Annotated in this window: 22 protein-coding genes and 1 pseudogene; 14 read left to right on the forward strand and 9 right to left on the reverse strand. The window is 66.2% G+C overall.

Going from position 1 to position 22534, the window contains the following annotated elements:
- Position 1: 1 nt before the first annotated feature.
- Positions 2 to 1114: a carbohydrate kinase gene (locus AB4Z32_RS13165; RefSeq protein ID WP_442122294.1), complete on the reverse strand. Its 1113-nt coding sequence runs from the start codon at positions 1112 to 1114 to the stop codon at positions 2 to 4.
- A 315-nt stretch (positions 1115 to 1429) separates the two neighbouring features.
- Between AB4Z32_RS13165 and xapA the strand changes: the two genes are divergently transcribed.
- The 6 genes from xapA to AB4Z32_RS13195 all read left to right on the forward strand — a co-directional run bounded on the left by xapA (position 1430) and on the right by AB4Z32_RS13195 (position 8827).
- The gene (xapA, locus tag AB4Z32_RS13170) at positions 1430 to 2266 is read left to right on the forward strand and encodes a xanthosine phosphorylase (protein WP_442122295.1); all 837 of its coding nucleotides are present in this window, start codon (positions 1430 to 1432) and stop codon (positions 2264 to 2266) included.
- Positions 2267 to 2396: 130 nt separating this feature from the next.
- On the forward strand, positions 2397 to 3590 hold the full coding sequence (locus AB4Z32_RS13175; RefSeq protein WP_442122296.1) for a phosphopentomutase: 1194 nt from the start codon (positions 2397 to 2399) through the stop codon (positions 3588 to 3590).
- Complete coding sequence (gene deoC, locus AB4Z32_RS13180; RefSeq protein WP_442122297.1) at positions 3587 to 4555, forward strand: deoxyribose-phosphate aldolase; 969 nt, start codon at positions 3587 to 3589, stop codon at positions 4553 to 4555. The genes AB4Z32_RS13175 and deoC overlap by 4 nt, the downstream gene beginning before the upstream one ends.
- A gap of 17 nt (positions 4556 to 4572) precedes the next feature.
- Positions 4573 to 6951 carry an aldehyde dehydrogenase family protein gene (locus AB4Z32_RS13185; protein ID WP_442122298.1) on the forward strand — a complete coding sequence of 793 codons (2379 nt, stop codon included), beginning with the start codon at positions 4573 to 4575 and terminating at the stop codon, positions 6949 to 6951.
- Between the two features lie 124 nt (positions 6952 to 7075).
- Positions 7076 to 8398, forward strand: coding sequence for a thymidine phosphorylase (deoA, locus tag AB4Z32_RS13190; protein WP_442122299.1), 1323 nt, complete (start codon positions 7076 to 7078; stop codon positions 8396 to 8398).
- A gap of 24 nt (positions 8399 to 8422) precedes the next feature.
- Entirely contained in the window at positions 8423 to 8827 is a 405-nt protein-coding gene (locus AB4Z32_RS13195; RefSeq protein WP_442122300.1) for a cytidine deaminase, read from the forward strand.
- 31 nt (positions 8828 to 8858) lie between these two features.
- On the opposite strand, the gene AB4Z32_RS13200 is transcribed toward AB4Z32_RS13195, so the two are convergent.
- Positions 8859 to 9269, reverse strand: a complete 411-nt coding sequence (locus tag AB4Z32_RS13200; protein ID WP_442122301.1) for a DUF4259 domain-containing protein — start codon at positions 9267 to 9269, stop codon at positions 8859 to 8861.
- A 245-nt stretch (positions 9270 to 9514) separates the two neighbouring features.
- Between AB4Z32_RS13200 and AB4Z32_RS13205 the strand changes: the two genes are divergently transcribed.
- Positions 9515 to 11272, forward strand: a complete 1758-nt coding sequence (locus AB4Z32_RS13205) for an ABC transporter ATP-binding protein/permease (protein ID WP_442122302.1) — start codon at positions 9515 to 9517, stop codon at positions 11270 to 11272.
- 60 nt (positions 11273 to 11332) lie between these two features.
- A complete protein-coding gene (locus tag AB4Z32_RS13210; protein WP_442122303.1) occupies positions 11333 to 12097 on the forward strand; it encodes a DUF2076 family protein in 765 nt (254 codons plus the stop codon).
- A 13-nt stretch (positions 12098 to 12110) separates the two neighbouring features.
- On the opposite strand, the pseudogene AB4Z32_RS13215 reads toward AB4Z32_RS13210, so the two are convergent.
- The 4 genes and pseudogenes from AB4Z32_RS13215 to AB4Z32_RS13230 form a co-directional block, all read right to left on the reverse strand.
- Positions 12111 to 12547: pseudogene (locus tag AB4Z32_RS13215) on the reverse strand (VOC family protein).
- Positions 12548 to 12601: 54 nt separating this feature from the next.
- Positions 12602 to 13390: a LytR/AlgR family response regulator transcription factor gene (locus AB4Z32_RS13220; protein WP_442122304.1), complete on the reverse strand. Its 789-nt coding sequence runs from the start codon at positions 13388 to 13390 to the stop codon at positions 12602 to 12604.
- Complete coding sequence (locus AB4Z32_RS13225; protein WP_442122305.1) at positions 13387 to 14277, reverse strand: sensor histidine kinase; 891 nt, start codon at positions 14275 to 14277, stop codon at positions 13387 to 13389. Before AB4Z32_RS13225 ends, AB4Z32_RS13220 begins: the two co-directional genes overlap by 4 nt.
- A gap of 11 nt (positions 14278 to 14288) precedes the next feature.
- Positions 14289 to 14543 (reverse strand): hypothetical protein, encoded by a 255-nt coding sequence (locus tag AB4Z32_RS13230; RefSeq protein ID WP_442122306.1) that lies wholly within the window; start codon positions 14541 to 14543, stop codon positions 14289 to 14291.
- 167 nt (positions 14544 to 14710) lie between these two features.
- On the opposite strand from AB4Z32_RS13230, the gene AB4Z32_RS13235 reads away from it, so the two are divergent.
- From AB4Z32_RS13235 to AB4Z32_RS13255, 5 genes are all read left to right on the forward strand, one after another.
- Positions 14711 to 15247, forward strand: coding sequence for a DinB family protein (locus AB4Z32_RS13235; RefSeq protein ID WP_442122307.1), 537 nt, complete (start codon positions 14711 to 14713; stop codon positions 15245 to 15247).
- Positions 15244 to 15936, forward strand: coding sequence for a helix-turn-helix transcriptional regulator (locus tag AB4Z32_RS13240; RefSeq protein ID WP_442122308.1), 693 nt, complete (start codon positions 15244 to 15246; stop codon positions 15934 to 15936). The genes AB4Z32_RS13235 and AB4Z32_RS13240 overlap by 4 nt, the downstream gene beginning before the upstream one ends.
- Positions 15937 to 15996: 60 nt before the next feature.
- A complete protein-coding gene (locus AB4Z32_RS13245) occupies positions 15997 to 16614 on the forward strand; it encodes a glutathione S-transferase family protein (protein WP_442122309.1) in 618 nt (205 codons plus the stop codon).
- Positions 16615 to 16708: 94 nt separating this feature from the next.
- Positions 16709 to 17107, forward strand: coding sequence for a VOC family protein (locus AB4Z32_RS13250; protein ID WP_442122310.1), 399 nt, complete (start codon positions 16709 to 16711; stop codon positions 17105 to 17107).
- A gap of 35 nt (positions 17108 to 17142) precedes the next feature.
- The gene (locus AB4Z32_RS13255; protein WP_442122311.1) at positions 17143 to 17565 is read left to right on the forward strand and encodes a VOC family protein; all 423 of its coding nucleotides are present in this window, start codon (positions 17143 to 17145) and stop codon (positions 17563 to 17565) included.
- On the opposite strand, the gene AB4Z32_RS13260 is transcribed toward AB4Z32_RS13255, so the two are convergent.
- Positions 17547 to 18101 carry a GNAT family N-acetyltransferase gene (locus AB4Z32_RS13260; protein WP_442122312.1) on the reverse strand — a complete coding sequence of 185 codons (555 nt, stop codon included), beginning with the start codon at positions 18099 to 18101 and terminating at the stop codon, positions 17547 to 17549. The genes AB4Z32_RS13255 and AB4Z32_RS13260 overlap by 19 nt on opposite strands.
- 129 nt (positions 18102 to 18230) lie before the next feature.
- Between AB4Z32_RS13260 and AB4Z32_RS13265 the strand changes: the two genes are divergently transcribed.
- On the forward strand, positions 18231 to 20291 hold the full coding sequence (locus AB4Z32_RS13265; RefSeq protein WP_442122313.1) for a S9 family peptidase: 2061 nt from the start codon (positions 18231 to 18233) through the stop codon (positions 20289 to 20291).
- On the opposite strand, the gene AB4Z32_RS13270 is transcribed toward AB4Z32_RS13265, so the two are convergent.
- Together AB4Z32_RS13270 and AB4Z32_RS13275 are read right to left on the reverse strand one after the other, a co-directional pair.
- A complete protein-coding gene (locus AB4Z32_RS13270) occupies positions 20284 to 20955 on the reverse strand; it encodes a TetR/AcrR family transcriptional regulator (RefSeq protein WP_442122314.1) in 672 nt (223 codons plus the stop codon). The two genes, AB4Z32_RS13265 and AB4Z32_RS13270, sit on opposite strands and share 8 nt — an antisense overlap.
- A gap of 11 nt (positions 20956 to 20966) precedes the next feature.
- Entirely contained in the window at positions 20967 to 22427 is a 1461-nt protein-coding gene (locus tag AB4Z32_RS13275; RefSeq protein WP_442122315.1) for an aminotransferase-like domain-containing protein, read from the reverse strand.
- Positions 22428 to 22534: the final 107 nt, after the last annotated feature.

Here is a 22534-nt window from a genome sequence, read left to right on the forward strand (position 1 = left end):
GTCAGTCCTGGAGGTTCATGTTCGTAAGAGTGTCCGGGCCGAGGCGCGGATGCACCGTCTCGGTCACGCCGAGGGTCAGCGCCGACAGTTTCAGGCCGCGCCGGCAGGCCAGTTCGAGGTCTTCGCCGTCGTGGACCAGCGACCAGCACACGGCGGCCGCGAAGGCGTCGCCGGCGCCGGTGACGTCGACCACGTCGGTGCCGGGCGCGTACAGGCGGACGATCCGGTCCTCACCCGTGCCGCCGCGCGTGAACAGCACGCCGTCGGCGCCGCGCGTGACGATCAGGTCGCGCGCGCCCTGGGCCCGCACTTCGGCCACCGCGGCGTCGAGCTCGGTTTCGCTGGAGAGTTCGCGCCCGACCCGCGCCGCGAGTTCGCCGCGGTTCAGGATCAAGAGACGCACGCCCGAGAGATCGCGCGGCAGGCGCGCCATCTTCGGCTCGGACACCGCCACCAGCACCAGCGGCACCTCGGCACGGCGCGCTCCGGCGATCACGGCGTCGACCGTGTCGAGCGGCAGGTTGAGGTCGGCCACCACCAGCGCGCTGGTCGCGAGCCGGGCCTGGCAGCTGTCGACGAAGGCGCGATCGAGGCGGTCGTAGAGGGCCATGTCGGCCAGCGCGACCACCATCTCGCCATCCTGGTCCAGCACCGCGGTATAGGTGCCGCTGGCGAGGTCGGGCAGCTGCAGCGTGCCCCCCAGGTCGATGCCGAGGCTTTTTGCGTGGGCGAGCAGGGCGGCGCCCGAGCTGTCCTTGCCGGTCGCGGTCAGCAGGGCGGCCGGCGTGCCCATGCGCGCGAGGTTTTCGGCGATGTTGCGGGCGACGCCGCCGAAGGATTCGCTCTGGATGGCGGGGTTCGAGGTGTGCATGGCGATGCCGGCCAGCGAGCGCAGCTTGCGGTCGAGGTTGGCCGCGCCGATGCAGGTGACGGGACGGCGGTCCGGCAGCACATAGGCGCGTCCCAGCAGCTTGCGTTCGCGGATCAGGCCGGCGATATAGCCGGCCACGGCCGAGCGCGACAGCCCCAGGCTGGCAGCCAGATCCTGCTGCGAAATAAAGGGGTTCGCGCGGATCAGCTCAAGCAACTGTTGTTTTTTTGAGTGTTCGCTCACGGTGGTTCCGATTCAAGGAGGCTATAAACAATTGTTTTTAATCTTAAACACTTGTTTGGTCGGCGTCAATCCGAGGCTGTCTCCGGGGGCTAACATGCAGCATAGCCCATTTATACCTTCTACATATAAATCGAGCAAAAATTTGGTATTTGCCATACCAATCCACGATAATGCATAGTTTGATTTATTTGGTGCACCGGGCTCCCGCTTTCTGTGCAACACCTTGAGCGCCTGACGCTCCTTCAGCTTCTCCGGTCTGCCAGCACGAATACCCGCAATAAGCCCAATCCAGCGAATATCACAAGGAAGCCATCCATGCTCAGCAACACCCCATTCGAAGCCGCCGACGTCATCCGTGCCCGCAAGCCCGGTTTCACGCCGCGTGTGGCGCTCATCCTCGGCTCCGGTCTCGGCGTGCTGGCCGAGCAGATGACGGACGCGGTGGCGATCAGCTACGCCGACCTGCCTGGCTTCCCGATCAGCACCGTGCACGGCCACGCCGGCGAACTGGTGCTGGGCACCCTGGCCGGCGTGCCGGTCGCCTGCATGAAGGGCCGCGGCCACTTCTATGAAGGCTACGGCGCCAGCGTGATGACTTCCGCTGTCCGTACCCTGAAACTGATGGGCTGCGAACTGCTGTTCGTGACCAACGCGGCCGGTTCGCTGCGTCCGGAAGTGGACGCCGGCAGCATCGTGCTGCTTTCCGACCACATCAACCTGCTGCCGGGCAGCCCGATGGCCGGCCCGAACGACGACCGCTTCGGCCCGCGCTTCTTCAGCATGGCCAACGCCTATGACCTTGACACCCGCGAACTGGTGAAGACCGTGGCGAAAGAGAAGGGCATCACCCTGCACGAAGGCGTCTACCTGTCGACCCCGGGCCCGCACTTCGAAACCGCGGCCGAGATTCGCGCCTTCCGCACCATGGGCGCCGACGTGGTCGGCATGTCGGTGGTCCCGGAAGTGATCGCCGCCCGCCACTGCGGCCTGAAAGTCGCCGGCGTCTCCGCCATCACCAACCTGGCCGAAGGCCTGACCCCGTTCCCGCTGTCGCACGAGCAGACCCTGAAGTATGCTGCGGTGGCGGCCAAGGACCTGGTGGCGTTGATGCACGCGTTTATTGAACGTCTGGGTACGACCGCTAACGCCTAATACGTCGTCCCCGCGCAGGCGGGGACCCAAGTTTGTCGAGCAGTCGAAACGCAGGCAAACTTGGACCCCCGCCTTCGCGGGGGCGACGAGCTAGCAATTTCTGCTAGCAATTTCTATGTGAGATAACTATATGTCACGCGCATTCATCCTCCTGCTTGACTCCTTCGGCCTCGGCGCACTGCCCGACGCCGGCAAGTACGGCGACACCGGCGCCAACACCCTCGGCCACATCGCCGAATGGGCCGCCAGGGAAGGCAAGCCGATGTCGCTGCCGACCCTGGAAACCATCGGCCTCGGCGCCGCGGCGCATAAAGCCTGCGGCGAATGGCCGGCCGGTTTCGAGAAACGCGACGGCTTCAGCGGCGCCTGGGGCGTCGCCCGCGAGCAGTCGACCGGCAAGGACACCCAGAGCGGCCACTGGGAAATCGCCGGCGTGCCGGTGCTGTTCGACTGGGGCTACTTCCCCAAGACCGTGCCGAGCTTCCCGAAAGAGCTGACGGATAAACTGCAGGAGCTGACGGGCGTACCGGGCTGGCTGGGCAACTGCCACGCTTCCGGCACCACCATCATCAACGAGCTGGGCGACGAGCACGTCGCCAGCGGCAAGCCGATCCTGTACACCTCGGCCGACTCGGTGCTGCAGATCGCCGCGCACGAAGAACACTTCGGCCTCGAGCGCCTGTACGAAGTCTGCGAAGCCGCGTACGAGCTGGTCAAGCCCTACAATATTGGCCGTGTGATCGCGCGTCCCTTCACCGGCGCGAACGGTGATTACAAGCGCACCAGCAACCGTCACGACTACGCCGTGCCGCCGGTCGCGCCGACCCTGCTGGACCACGTCAAGGACGCCGGCGGCGAGGTCATCGCGCTCGGCAAGATCAGCGATATCTTCGCCGGCCAGGGCGTGACCCAACTGATCAAGGGCGCCGACAATATGGCGCTGTTCGACCGCCTGCTGGAAGTCGCGGACACCGCCGGCGACAAGTCGCTGACCTTCGTGAACTTCGTCGACTTCGACATGCACTTCGGCCATCGCCGCGACGTCGCCGGTTACTCGAACGCGCTGCACGAGCTGGACGCGCGCCTGCCCGAATTCATGGCCAAGCTTCAGCCCGGCGACCTGGTCGTGATCACCGCCGACCACGGCTGCGACCCGACCTGGCCCGGCTCCGACCACACCCGCGAACACATCCCGATGCTGTTCTTCGGCCCGGCCGCGCCCGCGAAGGAACTGCCGGTGGCCGACACCTTCTCCGATATCGGCGCAACGCTCGCCAAACACCTCGGCGTCAAACCTCTCTCGAACGGAACTGCTGTGCTATGAGCCCGAACCTCGATTCTAAAATTATCACTGCGCGTAACACGGCCACCGGCCTCGACCTGGGCTGGATCAACCACCTCAAGGTCAACCGCAACGCCGCCGACCGCCGCGCCGCCAGCCTGGCGAACCGCCGCACGGTCAAGAAGGACTACCAGGCCGCCTGGCTGGTCAAGGCGATCGAATGCATCGACCTGACCACCCTGTCCGGCGACGATACCCCGGGCCGCGTCGAGCGCCTGTGCATGAAGGCGATGCGTCCGCTGCGCACCGACCTGATGCAGGCACTGGGCCTGGACTCGCTGACCACCGGCGCCGTCTGCGTGTATCACGAGATGATCACCCCGGCGGTGCAGGTCCTGAAAGGCCGACTGCCGATCGCCGCGGTGTCGACCGCCTTCCCGGCCGGCCTGTCGAGCATGGAAACCAAGCTGCGCGAGATCGAACTGTCGGTGGCCGCGGGCGCGACCGAGATCGACATCGTGATCACCCGCCAGCACGTCCTGACCGGTAACTGGCAGGCGCTGTACGACGAGATGCTGGCCTACCGCCAGGCTTGCGGCGAAGCCCACGTGAAAGCCATTCTGGCGACCGGCGACCTGGTCACCCTGGAAAACGTGGCCAAGGCATCCTGGGTCTGCATGATGGCCGGCGCCGACTTCATCAAGACCTCGACCGGCAAGGAAGGCGTGAACGCGACCATCCCGGTGTCGCTGGTGATGGTGCGTGCGATCCGCGAATACTACGAACGTACCGGCTTCAAGGTCGGCTACAAGCCGGCGGGCGGCGTGAGCACCGCGAAATCCGCGCTGCAGTACCTGACCGTGATGAAGGAAGAGCTGGGTAACGAATGGCTGCAGCCGCACCTGTTCCGCATCGGCGCATCCAGCCTGCTGACCGACATCGAGCGCCAGCTCGAGCACCACGTGACCGGCTACTACTCGGCCGCCCACCGCCACGCGCAACCCTAAGATTTCACGGATTCGTCATGCCTACTATCAAAGAGATTCTGCAAACTATGGATTACGGTCCCGCACCCGAAAGCACCAAGGAAGCGCAAGCGTGGCTGGACCAGCATGGCCGCCGTTTCGGCCTGTTCATCGACAACGCCTGGACTGAAGCCCTTGACACCTTCGGTTCCTTCAATCCGGCCGACGGCAACGAACTGGCCCAGGTGACGCAAGCAACCTCGGACGACGTCAACCGCGCCGTCGAAGCCGCGCGCCGCGCCCAGCCGCTCTGGGTCGCCATGGGCGGCCACGGCCGCGCCAAGATCCTGTACGCGATCGCCCGCCTGCTGCAGAAGCACTCGCGCCTGTTCGCCGTGCTCGAGACCCTGGACAACGGCAAGACCATCCGCGAAACCCGCGATGCCGACCTGCCGCTGGCCGCGCGCCACTTCTATCATCACGCCGGCTGGGCCCAGCTGCAGTCGGAAGAATTCGCCGACTACCGCGCCGTCGGCGTGGTCGGCCAGATCGTGCCGTGGAACTTCCCGCTGCTGATGCTGGCGTGGAAAATCGCGCCTGCGCTCGCAGCCGGCAACACCATCGTCTTCAAGCCGGCCGAGTTCACGTCCTTGAGCGCACTGCTGTTCGCCGAGATCTGCCAGCAGGCCGGCGTGCCGGCCGGCGTGGTCAACATCGTCACCGGCGACGGCCGCGTGGGCGAAGCCATCGTCAACCACCCGGGCATCGACAAGCTGGCCTTCACCGGCTCGACCGAAGTGGGCCGCATCATCCGCAAGGCCACCGCCGGCACCGGCAAGAAGCTGTCTCTGGAACTGGGCGGCAAGTCGCCCTTCATCGTCTTCGAAGACGCGGACCTGGACGCCGCCGTCGAAGGTCTCGTGGATTCGATCTGGTTCAATCAGGGCCAGGTCTGCTGCGCAGGCTCGCGCCTGCTGGTGCAGGAATCGGTCTACCCGCGCTTCATCGCCAAGGTCAAGGCGCGCATGCAGAACCTGCGCGTCGGCTCGCCGCTGGACAAGTCGAACGACATCGGCGCGCTGGTCGATCCGGTGCAGCAGCAGCGCATCACCGGCCTGGTGGAATCCGCCCGCGCCGAGGGTTGCGAAATCTGGCAGCCGAGCTGCGACATGCCGGTTGCCGGCTCCTGGTACCTGCCGACCCTGATCACCGGCGCCTCGACCTCGGCCGCCGTGGCCCAGACCGAAATCTTCGGCCCGGTGCTGGTGGCGATGAGCTTCCGCACCCCGGGTGAAGCGGTCCAGCTGGCCAACAACACCGTCTACGGCCTGGCCGCCTGCGTGTGGACGGAGTCGATCAGCCTGGCACTGGACGTCGCGCCCGCCATCAAGGCCGGCGTGGTGTGGATCAACACCGCCAACCAGTTCGACGCCGCCTGCGGCTTCGGCGGTTACAAGGAATCGGGCTTCGGCCGCGAAGGCGGCAAGGAGGGCATGTACGAGTACCTGACCCCGCTGGCCGAAGACCGCCGCCCGGCCGCGCCGCTCGCGCCTGAAAAGGGCAAGCTCAAGCCGGTGGAAGAGGGTGTCCCGTTCGCCGTCGACCGTACCGCCAAGCTCTACATCGGCGGCAAGCAGGCCCGCCCGGACGGCGCCTACAGCCGCGCCATCCATGGCGCCAACGGCCAGTTCATCGCCGACATCGGCGAAGGCAACCGCAAGGACATCCGCAACGCCGTCGAAGCCGCGCACAAGGCGGCCGGCTGGTCGAAAGCCACCGCCCACAACCGCGCCCAGGTGCTGTACTACATCGCCGAAAACCTGGCCGTGCGCGCCGACGAATTCGCGTCGCGTATCGCCCAGCAGACCGGCGCGAAGAACGCTGCGGCCGAAGTGCAGGCCTCGATCGAGCGCCTGTTCTACTGGGCCGCCTGGGCCGACAAGTACGACGGCCTGGCGCACCAGCCGCCGATGCACGGCATTACCGTGGCGCTGAACGAGCCGGTCGGCGTGATCGGCATCGTCTGCCCGAACGAGAACCCGCTGCTGGGCTTCATCTCGCTGGTCGCCCCGGCGCTGGCGCTGGGCAACCGCGTGATCGCCGTGCCGTCGGAAGCGCATCCGCTGTCGGCGCTGGACCTGTACCAGGTGCTGGACACTTCGGACCTGCCGGGCGGCGCGCTGAACATCGTCACCGGCTCCAGCGACGAACTGGCCCGCACCCTGGCTTCGCACTTCGACGTGGATGCCGTGTGGCGCCACGACGGTTCGGCGGAAGGTTGCGCGGAAGTCGAGCGCCTCTCCAGCGAGTCGCTGAAGCGCACCTGGACCGGCGGCGCCAAGGGCCGCGACTGGTTCGATGCCAAGCAGGCTTGCGGCAAGACGGTACTGCAGCACGCCAGCCAGGTTAAGAACGTCTGGATTCCGTACGGCGTTTAATACTGAGTTACCCCGTCGTTCCCGCGCAGGCGGGAGCCCAAGTTCTGCTAGCGTAACGCGAACAAACTTGGGTTCCCGCCTCCGCGGGAACGACGTTTACGAGCTAACACTTAAGGAAGCAATCATGTTCCTCCCCCAAGAAATCGTCCGCAAAAAGCGCGACGGCGGCACCCTGACCAAGGAAGAAATCCAGTTCTTCGTACGCGGCATCCCGAACGGTGAAGTCACCGAAGGCCAGATCGCGGCCCTCGCCATGGCCGTCTACTTCAACGACATGAACATGGACGAGCGGGTCGCCTTCACGCTGGCGATGCGCGATTCCGGCCAGGTCATGGAGTGGAAATCGCTGAACCTGCCGGGGCCGGTGGTCGACAAGCACTCGACCGGCGGCGTCGGCGACGTCGTTTCGCTGATGCTGGGCCCGATGATCGCGGCCTGCGGCGGCTTCGTGCCGATGATCTCGGGCCGTGGCCTGGGCCACACCGGCGGCACCCTGGACAAATTCGATTCGATCCCGGGCTACTCGACGGTGCCGGATCCCGAGCTGTTCAAGAAGGTGGTGAAGGAAGTCGGCGTCGCCATCATCGGCCAGACCGCCCAGCTGGCGCCGGCCGACAAGCGCTTCTACAGCATCCGCGACACCACCGCCACCGTCGAATCGGTGGCGATGATCACCGGCTCGATCCTGTCGAAGAAGCTGGCGGCGGGCCTCGACGCCCTGGTCATGGACGTCAAGGCTGGCAGCGGCGCCTTCATGCCGACCTACGAAAAATCGGTGGAGCTGGCCGAGTCGATCGTCAAGGTAGGCAACGGTGCAGGCACCCGCACTTCGGCGATCCTGACCGGCATGAACGAGTCCTTGTGCCCGGCGGCCGGCAATGCAGTCGAAGTGCGCGTCGCGATCGACTACCTGACCGGCAAGTCGAGACCAAAGCGCCTGCACGAAGTGACGATGGCGCTGTGCGCCGAGATGCTGGTCATCTCGGGCCTGGCCGCGACCAGCGAAGAAGCCCACGCCAAGCTGCAGCACGCCCTGGATTCGGGCGAAGCCGCCGAGCGTTTCGCGCGCATGGTCACCGCCCTGGGCGGCCCGGCCGACCTGATGGACAAGCCGGACGCCCATCTGGCCAAGGCGCCGATCGTGGTGCCAGTGCCGGCCCTGGAATCGGGTTACGCCTACTCGACCGACTGCCGCGGCCTGGGCCTGGCGGTGGTGGCGCTGGGCGGCGGCCGCGTGCGTCCGCAAGACCCGATCGACTTCGCCGTCGGCCTGACCGACCTGATCGAACTCGGTAACAAGGTCGATGCGGGTCAGCCGATCGCGCTGGTGCATGCGCGCTCCAGCGAAGCGGCGGAGCAGGCGGTGCGTCAGGTGCAGGCGGCTTACCGCATCGCGGCGGAGGCGCCGGCTGCGCAGCCGATGATCTACAAGACCATTCGTCCGTAAAAACCACGACGGCCTGGAGTTCCCATGAAATACGAAAAACTCATCGAAGAAGCCCGCGCCGCACGCGAACTGGCCTATACCCCCTACTCGAAGTTCAAGGTCGGCGCCGCACTCGAGTGCAAGGACGGCCGCATCTTCCGCGGCTGTAACGTGGAGAACGCGTCCTATGGCTTGTGCAACTGCGCCGAGCGCACCGCCTTCTTCTCGGCCATCGCCCACGGCTACAAGCCGGGCGATTTCACGGCCCTGGCCGTGATCGGCGATACCGACGGTCCGATCGCCCCCTGCGGCGCCTGCCGCCAGGTGACCCTCGAACTGGGTGGCAACGAGCTGCCGGTCGTGTTGACCAACCTGAAGGGCGACCTGCTCGAGACCACGGCCGCCGGCCAGCTGCCGAATGCCTTCGGCGGCTGGGATCTGCAGAAGTAAGCTGTCATACCCCCAGGCTGCGTACGCGTCGTCAGATGCGTATGCGGTCCTTGAGCTCTCTTACAGAAGCCTGCCACGCCTCCGATTCCCCGGATTCGTCCCACAGTTCCATCAACTCGGAAGGACCGGCGAGCACGCGATCGAGGGCACGACGCGCCTTCGCCGCAAGGTCGGCCGAGGGCAGGAGCCGGATGCGCTCCACCCAGGCGTCGAGTTCTTCCGGTAAGGCATCCGCGGTGCCGGGATTGCCCTGCAGCCGGGCCACCACTTCAGCCGCCGCAATGGCTTCGGACGCCTCCGGCGCCTCGAGCTCGTCGTCGCCGGCCTCGAGCACGGTGTCGAGCGTCGCCTCGACAAGGCTCAGGTCATCGTATTCGTCCAGCTGTGCTGCCCAATCGCATGCGTCATCGTTTCCGAATGACTCGTGAGACCACGCTCCCATTTGGCTCTCCCTGTGTATACGGCACCGGTTTCAGTCATTGTAATCAATCGCCGCTATGTCCGTTTCCGCACCGAACGCCTTCATTCCTGGTCGTATGCTGGGACTGATGCCACGTTTATGCCCTTGAAATGAACACGCCCACCTCCGCCAGAACCGACGCCAGGACCGATGACGCGTCGGCGGCACCAAAGAAACGACGCCGCGCCGCGCCCTTGTCGCTCGCTGCTTGGAAGCAATTTATCGGTGTGGCAAAACCATACTGGCTGGGGGAAGAAAAGGGGAGGGCCTGGCTGCTGCTGGCGCTCCTGATCGTGCTGATGCTGGTCGAGACCAAGCTGGCCGTCATGCTGAACGACCAGTCCGGCGAGATGACTTCGGCGCTGGCGGCCAAGGATGGTGGCCGCTTCTGGAAATCGGTGAGGATGTGCCTGTTCGTGCTGGCTTTCGCGGTGCCGGTCTATGCCTTCTATTACTACATGCGCGACCTGTTCGCCAACCAGTGGCGGCGCTGGCTGACCGGGCGCTTCCTCGACGGCTATCTGAAAGGGCGCAGGTATTACGAACTGGGTTCGAGCAGCGAGATCGACAACCCCGACCAGCGCATCAGCGAAGACATCAATACCTTCACGGGAAGGTCGATCAATTTCCTGCTGATCTTCCTGGGTTCGGTCATGCAACTGGTGGCCTTCAGCGCCGTGCTGTGGTCGATTTCCCACCTGCTGGTCGGCGTGCTGGCCGTGTATGCGACGTTCGGCACCGTCATCGCCCTCTGGATATTCGGCACCCCGCTGATCCACCTGAATTTCTGGCAGCTGAGGCGCGAGGCGGATTTCCGCTTCAGCCTGATGCGCGTGCGCGAAAACGCGGAATCGATCGCCTTCTATCGCGGCGAAGCCCAGGAGCGGGTGCATATCGACAGTAAACTGGACAAGGTTATCCAGAATTATGGACGCCTCATCAAGAGGCAGCGCTCCCTCAACTTTTTCCAGCGCACCTTCAGCCAGCTCACCCTGGTGTTGCCGGGCGTGATCCTGGCAGACGGCGTCCTGTCCGGGGAACTGGAAGTCGGGCGGGCGATCCAGGCGGCCGGTGCCTTTACCGCGGTGCTCGGCGCCGTGGGCGTCATCGTCGACAACTTCGAGAGCCTGAGCCGCTTCGTGGCGGGCATCGGCCGCCTGGAGGCCCTGTCCGAACTCGTGCTCCCCGGTGCCGCGCCCGACACCGCAGCCGCCGACGGCCAGCATCCGCGCATCCAGCGGCATCCGGCCGGGCAGCTCGCGCTGGAATCCCTGACCTTGCATCCGCCGCAATCCGAGCGCGTGCTGATCAAGGAGCTGAGCCTGGTGCTGAAGCCGGGCGACGCGCTGCTCATCACCGGCGACAGCGGCTGCGGCAAGAGTTCGCTGTTGCGCGCGATCGCCGGCTTGTGGCACACGGGCAGCGGCGCCATCCATCATCCGCCGCTTGAAGAGTTCTTCTTCCTGCCCCAGCAGCCCTATCTGCAGCATGGCACCCTGCGCAGCCAGCTCATCTATCCGAGTGCGCAGTCCGACCTGAGCGACGAGCAGTTGCTGGCGATCCTGGAGCAGGTCCATCTGCCGCAGCTGGCCGAACGCGTGGGCGGCCTGGAGGCGGTGCAGGACTGGGAGAAGCTGTTGTCGGTGGGCGAGCAGCAGCGCCTGGCCTTCGGCCGCGTGCTGGTGCATGCGCCGCGCATCGTAATCCTGGACGAGGCGACCAGCGCCCTCGACAGCGGCAACGAAGCCTCGCTCTACGGACGCCTGCGCGACAGCGGCGCCACCCTGATCAGCATCGCCCACCGTCCCGCCGTGCTGCGCCATCACACCCATGTGCTGCACCTGATGGGGGAGGGGGCCTGGGAACTGCATGAGGCGGGCGGCTTCCGTTTCGACGGCGCGTCCGACGAAGCCGGCGAAGCTGCCGGCAGCGCAGGCAAGCCGCCTCCGGCGCGGCCAGCGCGCGAAACGGCGATCGTGACTTGAAATCCTGACCACGCCCTCCAACATGGGGGCTATCCGGAATCACATTGAGGAGGCAAGGCCATGAGCCCGCAAGATTCACAGATGTTGCACGATTTCCTGAGCCAGCTGATCCAGGCGCGCGGGATCCAGAAGGATGCGGAAGCCGATGCGCTGATCCAGCGCGCGGTTGCCCAGCAGCCGGACGCCGCCTATCTGCTGGTGCAGCGCTCGCTGTTGCTGGAGCAGGCGCTGAAGAATGCCAAGGGGCAGATCGCCCACCTGGAAGACCAGCTCCGCAGCGCCCAACAGGGCGACAGGCGCTTCCTGGACGCCAATACCTGGGGCAATAGCGGCGAGACGCGTCCCGCCAGTGCGCCGATGCAGCAGGAGCGGCGCGAGTACCAGCGAGAGGAAGCGCCGCAGCAATACCAGCAGCCATACCAGCAGCCGCCGGTATCGGGCGGCATGTTCGGTTCGCGCTCCGGCGGCTTCCTTGGCGGCGGCCTGCTGGGCTCGATCGCGGCCACGGCGGCGGGTGTCGCGGCCGGTAATTTCCTGTTCCAGGGCATCGAGAACATGTTCGGTCACCACGGCCAGGGCGGCAACCACCTGCTGAACAGCGACGACCCGGGCAACAACCTGTTCAGCGACCAGTCGGGCAGCTCGCTGGCCGACCAGGCCGGCCTGGGCGACGTCGGTTCCCAGGGCAGGCGCCTGCTCGACAGCGGCTCGGGCGAGGTCGCGTCGGAAGGTCTGTTCGACAGCGGCCTCGATGACAGTGGCGGCCTGGACAGCAATGGCGGCTTCTTCGACGGCGACGGATCCGACGAGGGCCTGTTCGGCTGATCGTCCCGGCTGTTCAGGGCTTGTCGAACAGCGCCCCGGCCTGCCACGGGTCGTAGGTGCCGACATTCCACACATGGCCTTCGCGGTCGCGGCACAGGAAGCCGCGGCTGCCGAACTCGGTGTCGGCCGGCTCCTGCAGGATCGTCGCGCCGGCATCGCGGGCGCGTTCGCAGACGCGGTCGGCGTCCTGCACCCGCAGGTAGACGGTCTGGGTCTCGCGGCCGCCGATCTCGTCCGGCTGGGCCAGCAGGCGTCCGTATTCGCCTTCGCTGCTGACCGAACCGAACCGAGCATGATCATGCCGCCGTCCAGGGTCAGCTGGGCATGGGCGATGGCGCCGTCGCTGCCGGGCACCGCCAGCTGGCATTCGAAGCCGAAGACCTCGCACAGCCAGTCGATGGCGGCGGCCGCGTCGCGGTAGCGCAGGCAGGGAATCGCAATCGATGACATGGCAGCTCCTTCATGAAAGGGGAGGTGCCAATCCTACCAGCGCGCCGCTGCGATTCACATCTGCTGGAACAGATAGGTGTGATTGCGGCTCACCTCGAGCTCGAAGGGATGGCCGCGCAGCTTCAGCATATGGCGTCCGCGCAGGTCGCGCGTGACTTCGCCGATGGCGTCCACGCGCACCAGGGTCGAGCGGTGGATGCGCCAGAACTCGTCCGGGTCGAGCTCTTCGGCCAGTTCCTTCAGTGTTTTACGGATCAGCAATTCGGCGCTGGCCGTCTGCACCCGCGTGTACTTCTCGTCCGACTGGAAGAACAGCACTTCGCGCGTGCTCACCATGCGCAGGCTGGAGCCGACCTGGGCCTGGATCCAGCGCAGGTAGCCGGTCTTCGGCTGGGACGAGCCCTTGTTTTCGAGCAGCGAGGTAAGCTTCGCCAGCTGCTGGCCGATATCCGGCTGGGCGGGCGCGTGCAGTTTCAGGCGCGTCTGCAGGCGCGCGCAGGTGGTGGCCAGGCGCTCCGCGCTCACCGGCTTGAGCAGGTAGTCGAGGGCGCCCTGTTCGAAGGCGTCCAGCGCGTACTGGTCGTAGGCGGTGGCGAACACGATGTGCGAGCGCCGGTACAGCTGGCGCGCCGCCTCGATGCCGCTCATGCCCGGCATGCGGATGTCGAGGAAGGCGATGTCGGGCTTGTGCTGCTCGCCGAGGGCGACGGCTTCGACGCCGTTGGCCGCCTCGGCGACGATGCGCAGTTCGGGCCAGACGGCGGCCAGGCGCGCGCGCAGCAGGTCGCGCATCGGCGCTTCGTCGTCGGCGATCATGGCGGTCAGCGCGCGCTCAATGCTCATGCGGTCTCCATCATCTTGTAGGGCAGCTTGATCAGGGCGCAGGCGCCGCCGCTTGGCGGCATCTGGATCACCAGCTCGGCCTTGTCGCCGTACAGCAGCTGCAGGCGTTCGCGGATATTCGCCAGGCCGATGCCGTCGTCGGCGTGCGGGTCGATGCCGACGCCGTCGTCGCAGACTTCGACGTGCAGGGTGGCGCCGTCGACATAGGCGCGCACAGTCACGGTGCCGCCGGCGATCTTCGGCTCGAGGCCATGCTTGATCGAATTCTCGATCAGGGTCTGCAGCATCATCGGCGGGAAGGGCGCGCTGCCGAGGAACATCGGGACCTCGAAGCGCACGTTCAGCCGCTCCTTCATCCGCGCCTGCATGATGGCCAGGTAGGCCTTCGACAGCTCGACCTGCTTGCCGAGGGTGCCGCCGTCGCGGGCGCGCATCTGCGGCAGGGTCGAGCGCAGGTACTCGATCAGGTGGGCGTGCACCCGCGCCGCTTCCGGCGGATCGGTCTCGATCAGCTGGCCGATCAGGGCCAGGGTATTGAACAGGAAGTGGGGTTCGACCTGGGCCTGCAGGGCCGCCATCTGCGCCTCCATCAGGCGGCGTTCGAGGGTGGCGACATTCGCCTGCATGGTCGCTTCCTTCGCCACCAGCTCGGCCCTGCGCTTGCCGCCGGCCAGCACCTTCACGCCGAAGGAAACGATGACGTACCAGACCGCCGGCTCGGGCACGTTCAGCGGCACGCAGACCATCAGGGCGAGGAACCAGGTGAGCGCCAGTTGGCGCCATTCGACCACGGCGAGCCAGTCGAAGAAGCGCCACCACAGCACGCTGGCTTCGCGGAAGGCATCGCGTAAAAAATCGAGCCCGGAATTGATCTGGCTGGCACGCATGATACTTCTCCTTACTGCTCGCGCACGCTGCGGCGGCGGTCGATCACGAAGGCGCCGGCCACGACCTTGACGGCCATGAACAGGACGAACAGGAACAGGGCCAGCGGCAGGATGCTGATCACGAAAGCCAGCAGGATGCAGCAGACCAGCATGGCCGGCCAGGGCATGGCGGCGATGGTGCGGGCGCCGCGGCGGCAGGCGCGGACGATGTCGTGGGCGACGTCTTCCATGCTGTCGCAGAAGGTTTTGAAGTTGGCGCTTTTCATGGTTCGGGACTCCTGTGTTGTGCTTCGATGGAATCACTGTAATCCCGCTCGCAGCGCGGTTCCAGCATGCTCCGACGAAATGCAGTAAACATGGGATGACCGGTCATGCAGACAGATAAATGGAAGGATATTGTAGTATTGCAAACTCGGAATATTTCCCCCACGCCATGACCACCAACACCTGTTTTTCGCAGCTAGCTTCGTACAACCAATGGATGAACGGCAAGCTGTATGACGCGGCCGCCGCCTTGCCGGAGGAAGAGCTGCGGCGCGACCGGGGCGCGTTTTTCGGCTCGGTTTTCGGCACCCTCAACCATATCGCGATCGGCGATATTCTCTGGTTCAAGCGGATTGCCCGCTACCTGCCCGATCTCGCGTCCTTGAAGTGCGTGGAGCAGCTGCCGCCGCCGGGCTTCCCGAACACGCCGCTGCGCGACACCCTGGCCGAACTGGCCGGACTCCGGGCCATGCTGGATGAAGCGATCATCGCGTTCTGCGCGGAAGTCACGCCGGCCCGGTTGGGCGAAGCCTTCGAATGGACGTCGACCAGGGGCATCCCGAGCAGGAAAGTCCTCGGCGACGTGCTCCTGCACGTCTTCAATCACCAGACCCATCATCGCGGGCAGGCGACCACCCTGTTTTCGCAGATGGGCATCGATGTCGGCGCGACCGACCTGCTCCTGCTGCTGCCGGACGCCCCATGACCCGCACCGGCCGCCTGTTCCAGCTGATGGATACCCTGCGCGGCAGCCGCCGCCCGGTCACGGCCGCGACCCTGGCCGAACGCCTGGGCGTGTCCGAGCGCACCATCTACCGCGACATCCAGAGCCTGGCCCAGCTCGGCGCGCCGGTCGATGGATCGGCCGGCGTCGGCTACCTGCTGCGCAGCGGCTTCTTCCTGCCGCCGCTGATGTTCGACGCCGACGAGCTGGAAGCGCTGGTGCTGGGCGCGCGCTGGGTGAGTCACCAGGGCGATGCCGGCCTGAGCGAGGCCGCCAGGCGCGCGCTGGCGAAGATCGCGACCGCCACTCCGCGCGACCTGCGCGACCACATGGCCGAGACCAGCCTGTGGGTGCCGGTGGCGCCGGCCAATGCCCAGCCGGATGTCTTCGTGCAGCCGGCGCGCGAAGCGATCCGGCGTCAATGCAAGCTGCATATCGCCTACCGCGACGAGCAGGGCACGCCCTCGGAGCGCCTGGTGTGGCCGTTCGCGCTTGCCTTCTTCCAGGAGCGCCGCGTGATGGCGGCCTGGTGCGAGCTGCGCGACGCCATCCGCCATTTCCGCGTCGACCGCATCGTGCACGCCGAGCTGGGCGGCGAACGCTATCCGACGCCGCGCCACGCCCTGCTGAAACAGTGGCGGACGATGTACGACATTCCCGATCATTCCTGACAGGATCTGTCATGGCTCGTCGCTAACATTGCCGCATTCTCAACCCGTAAGGAGACGGCAATGCAGCTCTACTACCACCCGGTTTCGTCCAACGCCCGCCGCGCACTGATGGCGGCCGACCACCTCGGCATCCAGCTCGACCTCATCGAATGCAACCTGATGAGCGAGGCCGACCGCCGCCGACTCGGCGAAGTCAACGACAACAACAAGATCCCGGTGCTGGTGGACGACGGATTCGTGCTGTGGGAATCCTGCGCGATCATGCAATACCTGGCCGACAGCAAGCCGGGCCAGACTGTCTATCCGCAGGACCCGCTGGCGCGCGCCGACGTCAACCGCTGGATGTTCTGGGCCTGCCAGCACTTCTCGCCGGCGATCGGCGTGATCGCCTGGGAAAACGTGTGGAAGAAGGCGGTGACCGGGCAGGATGCCGACGTTAACGAGCTGGCGCGCGGCGCCGCCGACCTGGCCCGGGGGGCCGCCGTGCTGGACAGGCACCTGGCGACCCGCCGCTGGCTGGTGTGGGAGGGCGTCACCCTGGCCGACTATGCGGTGGCCGCCCCGCTGATGTACCGCGAACGCGCCCGCCTGCCGCTGGACGAGTACCCGCATCTGCTGGCCTGGCTGGAGCGGGTGCAGGCCTTGCCGGCCTGGCGCAATACCGAAGCGGTCTGGTAAAAAATATTTTCAGACGCTTGTCGATTTCGTTCATCATCGTTCGTCGTCGAAATGTAGGGCCGATTTCTCACTCACCTTTCAACATGGGGATGTCATGAACAAGCAGATCTTCGTCAACCTGCCGGTCAAGGACCTGGACAAGTCCAAGGCCTTCTTCAACGCGCTCGGCTACAGCTTCAACCCGCAGTTCAGCAACGAGAGCGGGGCCTGCATGGTCATCGCGGAGGGCAGCATCTACGCGATGCTGTTGACCGAACCCTTCTTCAAGACCTTCATCGACAAGCCGATCGTGCAGGCGAAGGAGGCGACCGAGGTGCTGGTCTGCCTGAGCTGCGAGAGCCGCGAAGAGGTCGACGGCCTGGTGGCGAAGGCCGTCGCCGCCGGGGGCCTCACCCCGCGCCCGCCGCAGGACCACGGCTTCATGTACGCCCACGCCTTCGAAGACCTGGACGGCCACATCTGGGAACTGGTGTGGATGGCGCCCCAGGCTTGAGCGCTTCAACCCGCAATCGACAAGGAGACAACATCATGAGCAAGCAAGTCATCTTCAACCTGCCCGTCAAGAACCTGGAAAAATCGAAGGCCTTCTTCGCCAGCCTCGGCTTCGGCTTCAACCCGAACATGTCCAACGAGAGCGCGGCGATGGTGGTCATCGAGAAGGACAAGATCAGCGCCATGCTGACCACCGAAGCCTTCTTCAAGAGCCTGATCGACAAGCCGGTGGTGCAGGCGAAGGAAGCCAACGAAGTCATCATCTGCCTGATGTGCGAGACCCGCGACGAAGTGGCGGGCCTGGTGGAGAAGGCCGTCGCCGTCGGCGGCCGCAGCCCGCATCCGCTGGAAGACCATGGCTTCATGGTCACCCAGGGTTTCGAGGACATCGATGGCCATTTGTGGAACCTGGTCTGGATGAATCCCGCCAGCGGGGCCTCTCAGGCCTCGTCCCAGTAACGCTTCAGCAGCCCGTAGTTGACCGTATCGGCAAACTCGCCGAACACGAACCAGCGTTCGGGCATGAAGCCTTCCTTCCTGAAGCCGAGCTTTTCCAGGACCCGCGCCGAGCCGATATTGCGCGGGTCGATGTCGGCTTCAATGCGGTTCAGGTCCAGGGCCTCGAAGCCGTGCCGGATTGCCGCGCGCAGCGCTTCGGTCGCATAACCCTGGCCCCAGTGGCGGCTGCCGAGCGCATAGCCGATCTCGCAGCGGCGGTTCGATCCGAAGAAGTGGTGCAGGCCCACGTTGCCGATCAATTCGCCGGTGGACAGCAGCTCGATGCCGAAGCGGGCTTCGCTGCCGTCCGCCTGCGCGGCCAGGATGGCCTTGATCGATTCCTCGGCCTGGACGATGTCGGTCCAGGGTTCGCGGCTCCAGTAGCGCGCCACGTCGGAATCGGAGAAGACGGCGTAATGCGCCGGGATGTCGGCCTCGAGCAGCGGGCGCAGCCTGAGGCGGGCGGTCTCGATGGTGGGGAGATGGATCGTGGGCATGGCGGATCTCGGAATCGGGAAAGCTTGCTAGTCTAGCACTGTCGAGTATTGACAACACGCCGGAAAATTGTCTTTCTTCCAAGGCCCGATCTGGCTAGGATGGCTTTTCATCCCTGTCGCGAGGTCACTATGCTGCGCACTATTCTGCTTGCATGTTTCGCCCTCAGTTTCACGCCCGCCGTGCTTGCCCAGGGCGCGGCCGCATCTGCCAACCCGCCCGTCAACAACGAGGTCCCGCTGATCGAGCGCGCCAAACTGTTCGGCAATCCCAGCAAGACCGCCGGCAGCATCAGCCCGGACGGCAAGTGGCTGTCGTGGATCGCCCCGCGCGACGGCGTGCTGAACGTGTGGGTGGCGCCGATCGGCGCGCCCAACGAAGCCAGGCCGCTGACCGCGGAGAAGACGCGGCCGATCCGCACGGTGTACTGGGCGCCGGATTCGAAGTCGCTGCTGTTCATCAACGACAAGGGCGGCGACGAGAACTTCCTGCTGTACGGCGTCGACATCGCCAGCGGCAAGCAGACCCTGTTCACGCCTTTCGAGAAGACCCGGGTCCAGATCATCAACATCAGCCGCCACGTCAAGGACCGCATCCTCGTCGGCATCAACAACCGCGACCCGCGCTGGCACGACGCCTACAGCCTGGACCTGAAGAGCGGCAAGCTGAGCCTCGTCTACAAGAACGTCGACGACTATGGCGACCTGTTCGCGGACGAGCAGCTGAACCTGCGCGTGGCCAGCAAGTCGCGCAAGGATGGCGGCATCGACTACTACCGGCTGGCCATGGGCAAGGACAGGGGCAAGGCCGAGGAGACGCCCTTCGTCAAGGTCGACCTGGACGATGCGCTGACCACCTCGCCGCAGGGCTTCACGACCGACGGCAAGACCCTGTACTGGAGCGACTCGCGCGGCCGCGACACGGCGGCGCTGGTGGCCCAGGACATCGCCACCGGCGCAACCAGGGTCGTGGCCCAGGACGCGCGCGCCGACATCGGTGCGGCCCTGTTCGATCCGCGCACCGGGCGCGCCCAGGCCTACGAGCTCGAATACCTGAAGCGCGACTACGTGCCGCTCGACCGCGCGGTGGCGCCCGACCTGACCTGGCTGAAGGAGCACGTGAAGGGCGACTTGACGATCCGCTCGCGCGACGATGCGGACAGCAAATGGGTGGTCATGGCCGACCCGGTCTCGGCGCCGGCCGCGACCTGGCTCTACGAGCGCAAGGGCAAGCGCCTCAGCAAGCTGTTCACCTCGCGCCCCGAACTGGAAGGCGCGCCGCTGGTCGCCATGTTCCCGCAGGAGATCCGCTCGCGCGACGGCCTGACCCTGGTGTCCTACCTGTCGCTGCCGAAGGCCGCCGGCGCGGACGCCAACGGCAAGGCCGCGCGCCCGGTGCCGATGGTGCTGCTGGTGCACGGCGGCCCATGGGGACGCGACCGATACGGCTACTATGCCTTCCACCAGTGGCTGGCCAACCGCGGCTACGCGGTGCTGTCGGTGAACTTCCGCGGCTCCACCGGCTTCGGTAAGGCCTTCATCTCGAAGGGCGACCTGCAGTGGGGCCGCAAGATGCACGACGACCTGCTCGATGCCGTCGACTGGGCGGTCGGGAGCGGCGTCACCACGCGCGAGAAGGTCGCCATCATGGGCGGCTCCTACGGCGGCTACGCGACCCTGGCCGGCATGAGCTTCACACCCACCACCTTCGCCTGCGGCGTCGACATCGTCGGCCCCTCGAACCTGTTCACGCTGCTGGAGACCATTCCGCCGTACTGGGAGGCGTTCAAGCAGCAGTTCTACAAGCGCATGGGCGATCCGACCACCGAGGAAGGCCGCGCGCTGCTGAAGGAACGCTCGCCGCTCAACTTCGCCGACAAGATCTCGAAGCCGCTGCTGATCGGGCAGGGCGCGAACGACCCGCGGGTGAATGTGCGCGAATCCGACCAGATCGTCGCGGCGATGAATGCGCGGCGCATCCCGGTGACCTACGTCGTGTTCCCGGACGAAGGCCACGGATTCGCGCGGCCGGTCAACAGCATCGCCTTCAACGCCGTCTCCGAAAACTTCCTTGCGCCCTGCCTGGGCGGGCGCGCGGAGCCGATCGGCGACGCCCTGAAGGCGTCCACCGCCGAGGTCAGGCAGGGCGCCGAATTCGTGCCCGGCCTGAAGAACGCGACAGGGCTCAGGTAGCGCGTCTGCCGCGCACGAGGGACAGGACCATCGCCGTGATCACGCGTTCGGCATCCTCGAAGTCCTGTCCCGTCAGCTCGTTCCGGCCCAGCACCAGGGTCATCTGCGCCGCGAAGTCGGCGTAGGACTGGGTCATGGCCCATACCGCGAACAGCAGGTGGGTGGCGTCGACCGGCGCGATGCGCCCGTCCGCGATCCAGCGCTCGAACACGGCGATGTCCTGGCGCAGCAGCGGCACCACGCGCTCGCGGATCTGCGCGCCGTACAGCTTGGCGCCGCCGATCACTTCCATCGCATACACGCGCGAGGCCAGCGGCTGCTCGCGCGAGAAGCGCAGCTTGGCCGCGACGTAGGCGCGCAGCACGTCGGCCGGATCCTGGCCGGGGTCGGCCAGGCTGGCCATGCGCGCCAGCCAGTCGTCCAGCACGTCGTCCAGCACGCGTTCGTAGAGCGCCTGCTTGGTCGGAAAGTAGTACATCAGGTTCTGCTTCGAAAGGCCGGCGCGCTCGGCGACTTCCTGGATCGGCGTGCCCTCGAAGCCGCGTTCGGCGAACAGACGCACGGCTTCGCGCAGGATCGCGCCCTCGACCTCCTCGCGATGCTGGACTCTTTTGCCGGGCATGGTGTCGTTGGCAGACGTGATCGTGTTCGTGGGCGTGGTCATGGCCATCCTTGTCAAGATTGGGCGCGCAGGAAGTCGAGCAGCAGCGGCTCGTGCGCATAAGCGACGTTGAAGCGGAACCAGGGCGTTTGCGGCGGCCGAAGGCTGAAGAATTCGCCGGGCGCCAGCAGGATGCCGGCGCGCAGGGCGCGTTCGGCGATCGTCCTGCCGTTGCGCTCCGCGGTGGCGGGAGACGTCCAGCCGGCGCTGACGAACATGCCGCCGCGCGGGCGCGCCAGCGGCTGCAGGCCGGCCTCGACCAGCTTTTCCTGCGCGCGCTCGCCGGCCTCGATCAGTTGCTGGGCCAGGCGCTCGGTCTGGCGCCGGTAGGCGCGGCTGCAGATCGCATCGAACACGGCGCGCTCGTTGACCTCCGAAGTCGTCAGCCCGGTCAGCATCTTGACCCGCACCAGTTCCGGGATCAGCGAACCGGAGGCGCAGATCGAGCCCACCCTCAGCACCGGCGACAAAGTCTTGGAAAAGCTGCCGATGCGGATCACGCGGCGCAGGCCGTCCATCGCCGCCAGCGAGGCTTCGCCGGGGGCGGCCAGCTCGCGGTAGATGTCGTCCTCGACCAGCCAGAAATCGAAGGCTTCGGCCAGCGCCAGCAGGCGGTGGGCCTGGGCCTGCGACAGCGAGGTGCCGAGGGGATTCTGCAGCACCGTGTTGACGAACATGAGCTTGGGATGATGCAGCTCCGCTTCGCGCGCCAGCGCCTCCATGTCCAGCCCGGCCGCGCCGCGCGGAATGCCGACCGGGACGCAGCCGTGGTGGCGCACCAGGGCCAGCAGGTTGCTATAGCCGGGATCCTCGACGAACACCACGTCGCCGGGGCGCGTCAGGGTGCGCAGCACGAGGTCGAAGGCGTGGGTGGCGCCATTCGTCAGCAGCAGCTGTTCCGCTTCGACCGCGCACAGCTCGTCCGACAGGGTGTGGGCCAGGTGCTGGCGCAGCGAGGGAAAACCGAGAGGGTGGCCATAGCCGCGCAGGCGGCCGGCCGGGATCTTCATCGCGTGGCGCACCGCGTCCAGGATCGTCGATTCGCCATACCACTCCGGCGGCAGCCAGCCGGCGCCGACCGGCAGCGCATCGGACTGGCCGGAATACAGGTCGGGCGTGAGGGCGTCGACCGCCGCGGACAGGTTGCCCGTGAAGGCGGTGGGGCAGGGCGGTGATGTGGCGTCGGGGCCGCGGGCGACGAAGAAGCCGGAACCGCGGCGCGAGGACAGCACGCCCAGGTGCAGCAGGCGGTCGTAGGACTCGACCACCGTGAAGGTGCTGACGGCGTTGACCTTTGCGAATTGTCGAACCGAGGGCATTTTGGTGCCGACCCGCAGTTCGCGCCGATTTACCATCCCGGAGATCGCCGCGACGATCTGGTCGACCAGGCTGCCGCGGCGCTGGCGGTCGATCGGCAGCGCCGGCCAGGCCGGGTCGGCTTTCGTCGCGCGCAGGTCTTCCCCAGTCCCAGCCATGGTCCACTCCTTCGGTGCGACGCCGGCAACTGTACAGGTTATGCTACCAGTACGGTTGGCCGATTTCGCCGGTTGTGTATATGTGCCGCCGTTGTCTTGCTGACTAT

Origin of the sequence: Massilia sp. 2TAF26, from assembly GCF_052115005.1 — a bacterium.
Classification (GTDB): Bacteria; Pseudomonadota; Gammaproteobacteria; order Burkholderiales; family Burkholderiaceae_D; genus Telluria.

What these genes read in the sequence shown, in the direction of transcription:
- xapA (WP_442122295.1), top strand. Translation starts at nt 1,430, where the DNA reads ATGCTCAGCAACACCCCATTCGAAGCCGCCGACGTCATCCGTGCCCGC.
- AB4Z32_RS13175 (WP_442122296.1), top strand. Translation starts at nt 2,397, where the DNA reads ATGTCACGCGCATTCATCCTCCTGCTTGACTCCTTCGGCCTCGGCGCA.
- deoC (WP_442122297.1), top strand. Translation starts at nt 3,587, where the DNA reads ATGAGCCCGAACCTCGATTCTAAAATTATCACTGCGCGTAACACGGCC.
- AB4Z32_RS13185 (WP_442122298.1), top strand. Translation starts at nt 4,573, where the DNA reads ATGCCTACTATCAAAGAGATTCTGCAAACTATGGATTACGGTCCCGCA.
- deoA (WP_442122299.1), top strand. Translation starts at nt 7,076, where the DNA reads ATGTTCCTCCCCCAAGAAATCGTCCGCAAAAAGCGCGACGGCGGCACC.
- AB4Z32_RS13195 (WP_442122300.1), top strand. Translation starts at nt 8,423, where the DNA reads ATGAAATACGAAAAACTCATCGAAGAAGCCCGCGCCGCACGCGAACTG.
- AB4Z32_RS13200 (WP_442122301.1), bottom strand. Translation starts at nt 9,269, where the DNA reads ATGGGAGCGTGGTCTCACGAGTCATTCGGAAACGATGACGCATGCGAT.
- AB4Z32_RS13210 (WP_442122303.1), top strand. Translation starts at nt 11,333, where the DNA reads ATGAGCCCGCAAGATTCACAGATGTTGCACGATTTCCTGAGCCAGCTG.
- AB4Z32_RS13220 (WP_442122304.1), bottom strand. Translation starts at nt 13,390, where the DNA reads ATGAGCATTGAGCGCGCGCTGACCGCCATGATCGCCGACGACGAAGCG.
- AB4Z32_RS13225 (WP_442122305.1), bottom strand. Translation starts at nt 14,277, where the DNA reads ATGCGTGCCAGCCAGATCAATTCCGGGCTCGATTTTTTACGCGATGCC.
- AB4Z32_RS13230 (WP_442122306.1), bottom strand. Translation starts at nt 14,543, where the DNA reads ATGAAAAGCGCCAACTTCAAAACCTTCTGCGACAGCATGGAAGACGTC.
- AB4Z32_RS13235 (WP_442122307.1), top strand. Translation starts at nt 14,711, where the DNA reads ATGACCACCAACACCTGTTTTTCGCAGCTAGCTTCGTACAACCAATGG.
- AB4Z32_RS13240 (WP_442122308.1), top strand. Translation starts at nt 15,244, where the DNA reads ATGACCCGCACCGGCCGCCTGTTCCAGCTGATGGATACCCTGCGCGGC.
- AB4Z32_RS13245 (WP_442122309.1), top strand. Translation starts at nt 15,997, where the DNA reads ATGCAGCTCTACTACCACCCGGTTTCGTCCAACGCCCGCCGCGCACTG.
- AB4Z32_RS13250 (WP_442122310.1), top strand. Translation starts at nt 16,709, where the DNA reads ATGAACAAGCAGATCTTCGTCAACCTGCCGGTCAAGGACCTGGACAAG.
- AB4Z32_RS13255 (WP_442122311.1), top strand. Translation starts at nt 17,143, where the DNA reads ATGAGCAAGCAAGTCATCTTCAACCTGCCCGTCAAGAACCTGGAAAAA.
- AB4Z32_RS13260 (WP_442122312.1), bottom strand. Translation starts at nt 18,101, where the DNA reads ATGCCCACGATCCATCTCCCCACCATCGAGACCGCCCGCCTCAGGCTG.
- AB4Z32_RS13265 (WP_442122313.1), top strand. Translation starts at nt 18,231, where the DNA reads ATGCTGCGCACTATTCTGCTTGCATGTTTCGCCCTCAGTTTCACGCCC.
- AB4Z32_RS13270 (WP_442122314.1), bottom strand. Translation starts at nt 20,955, where the DNA reads ATGACCACGCCCACGAACACGATCACGTCTGCCAACGACACCATGCCC.
- AB4Z32_RS13275 (WP_442122315.1), bottom strand. Translation starts at nt 22,427, where the DNA reads ATGGCTGGGACTGGGGAAGACCTGCGCGCGACGAAAGCCGACCCGGCC.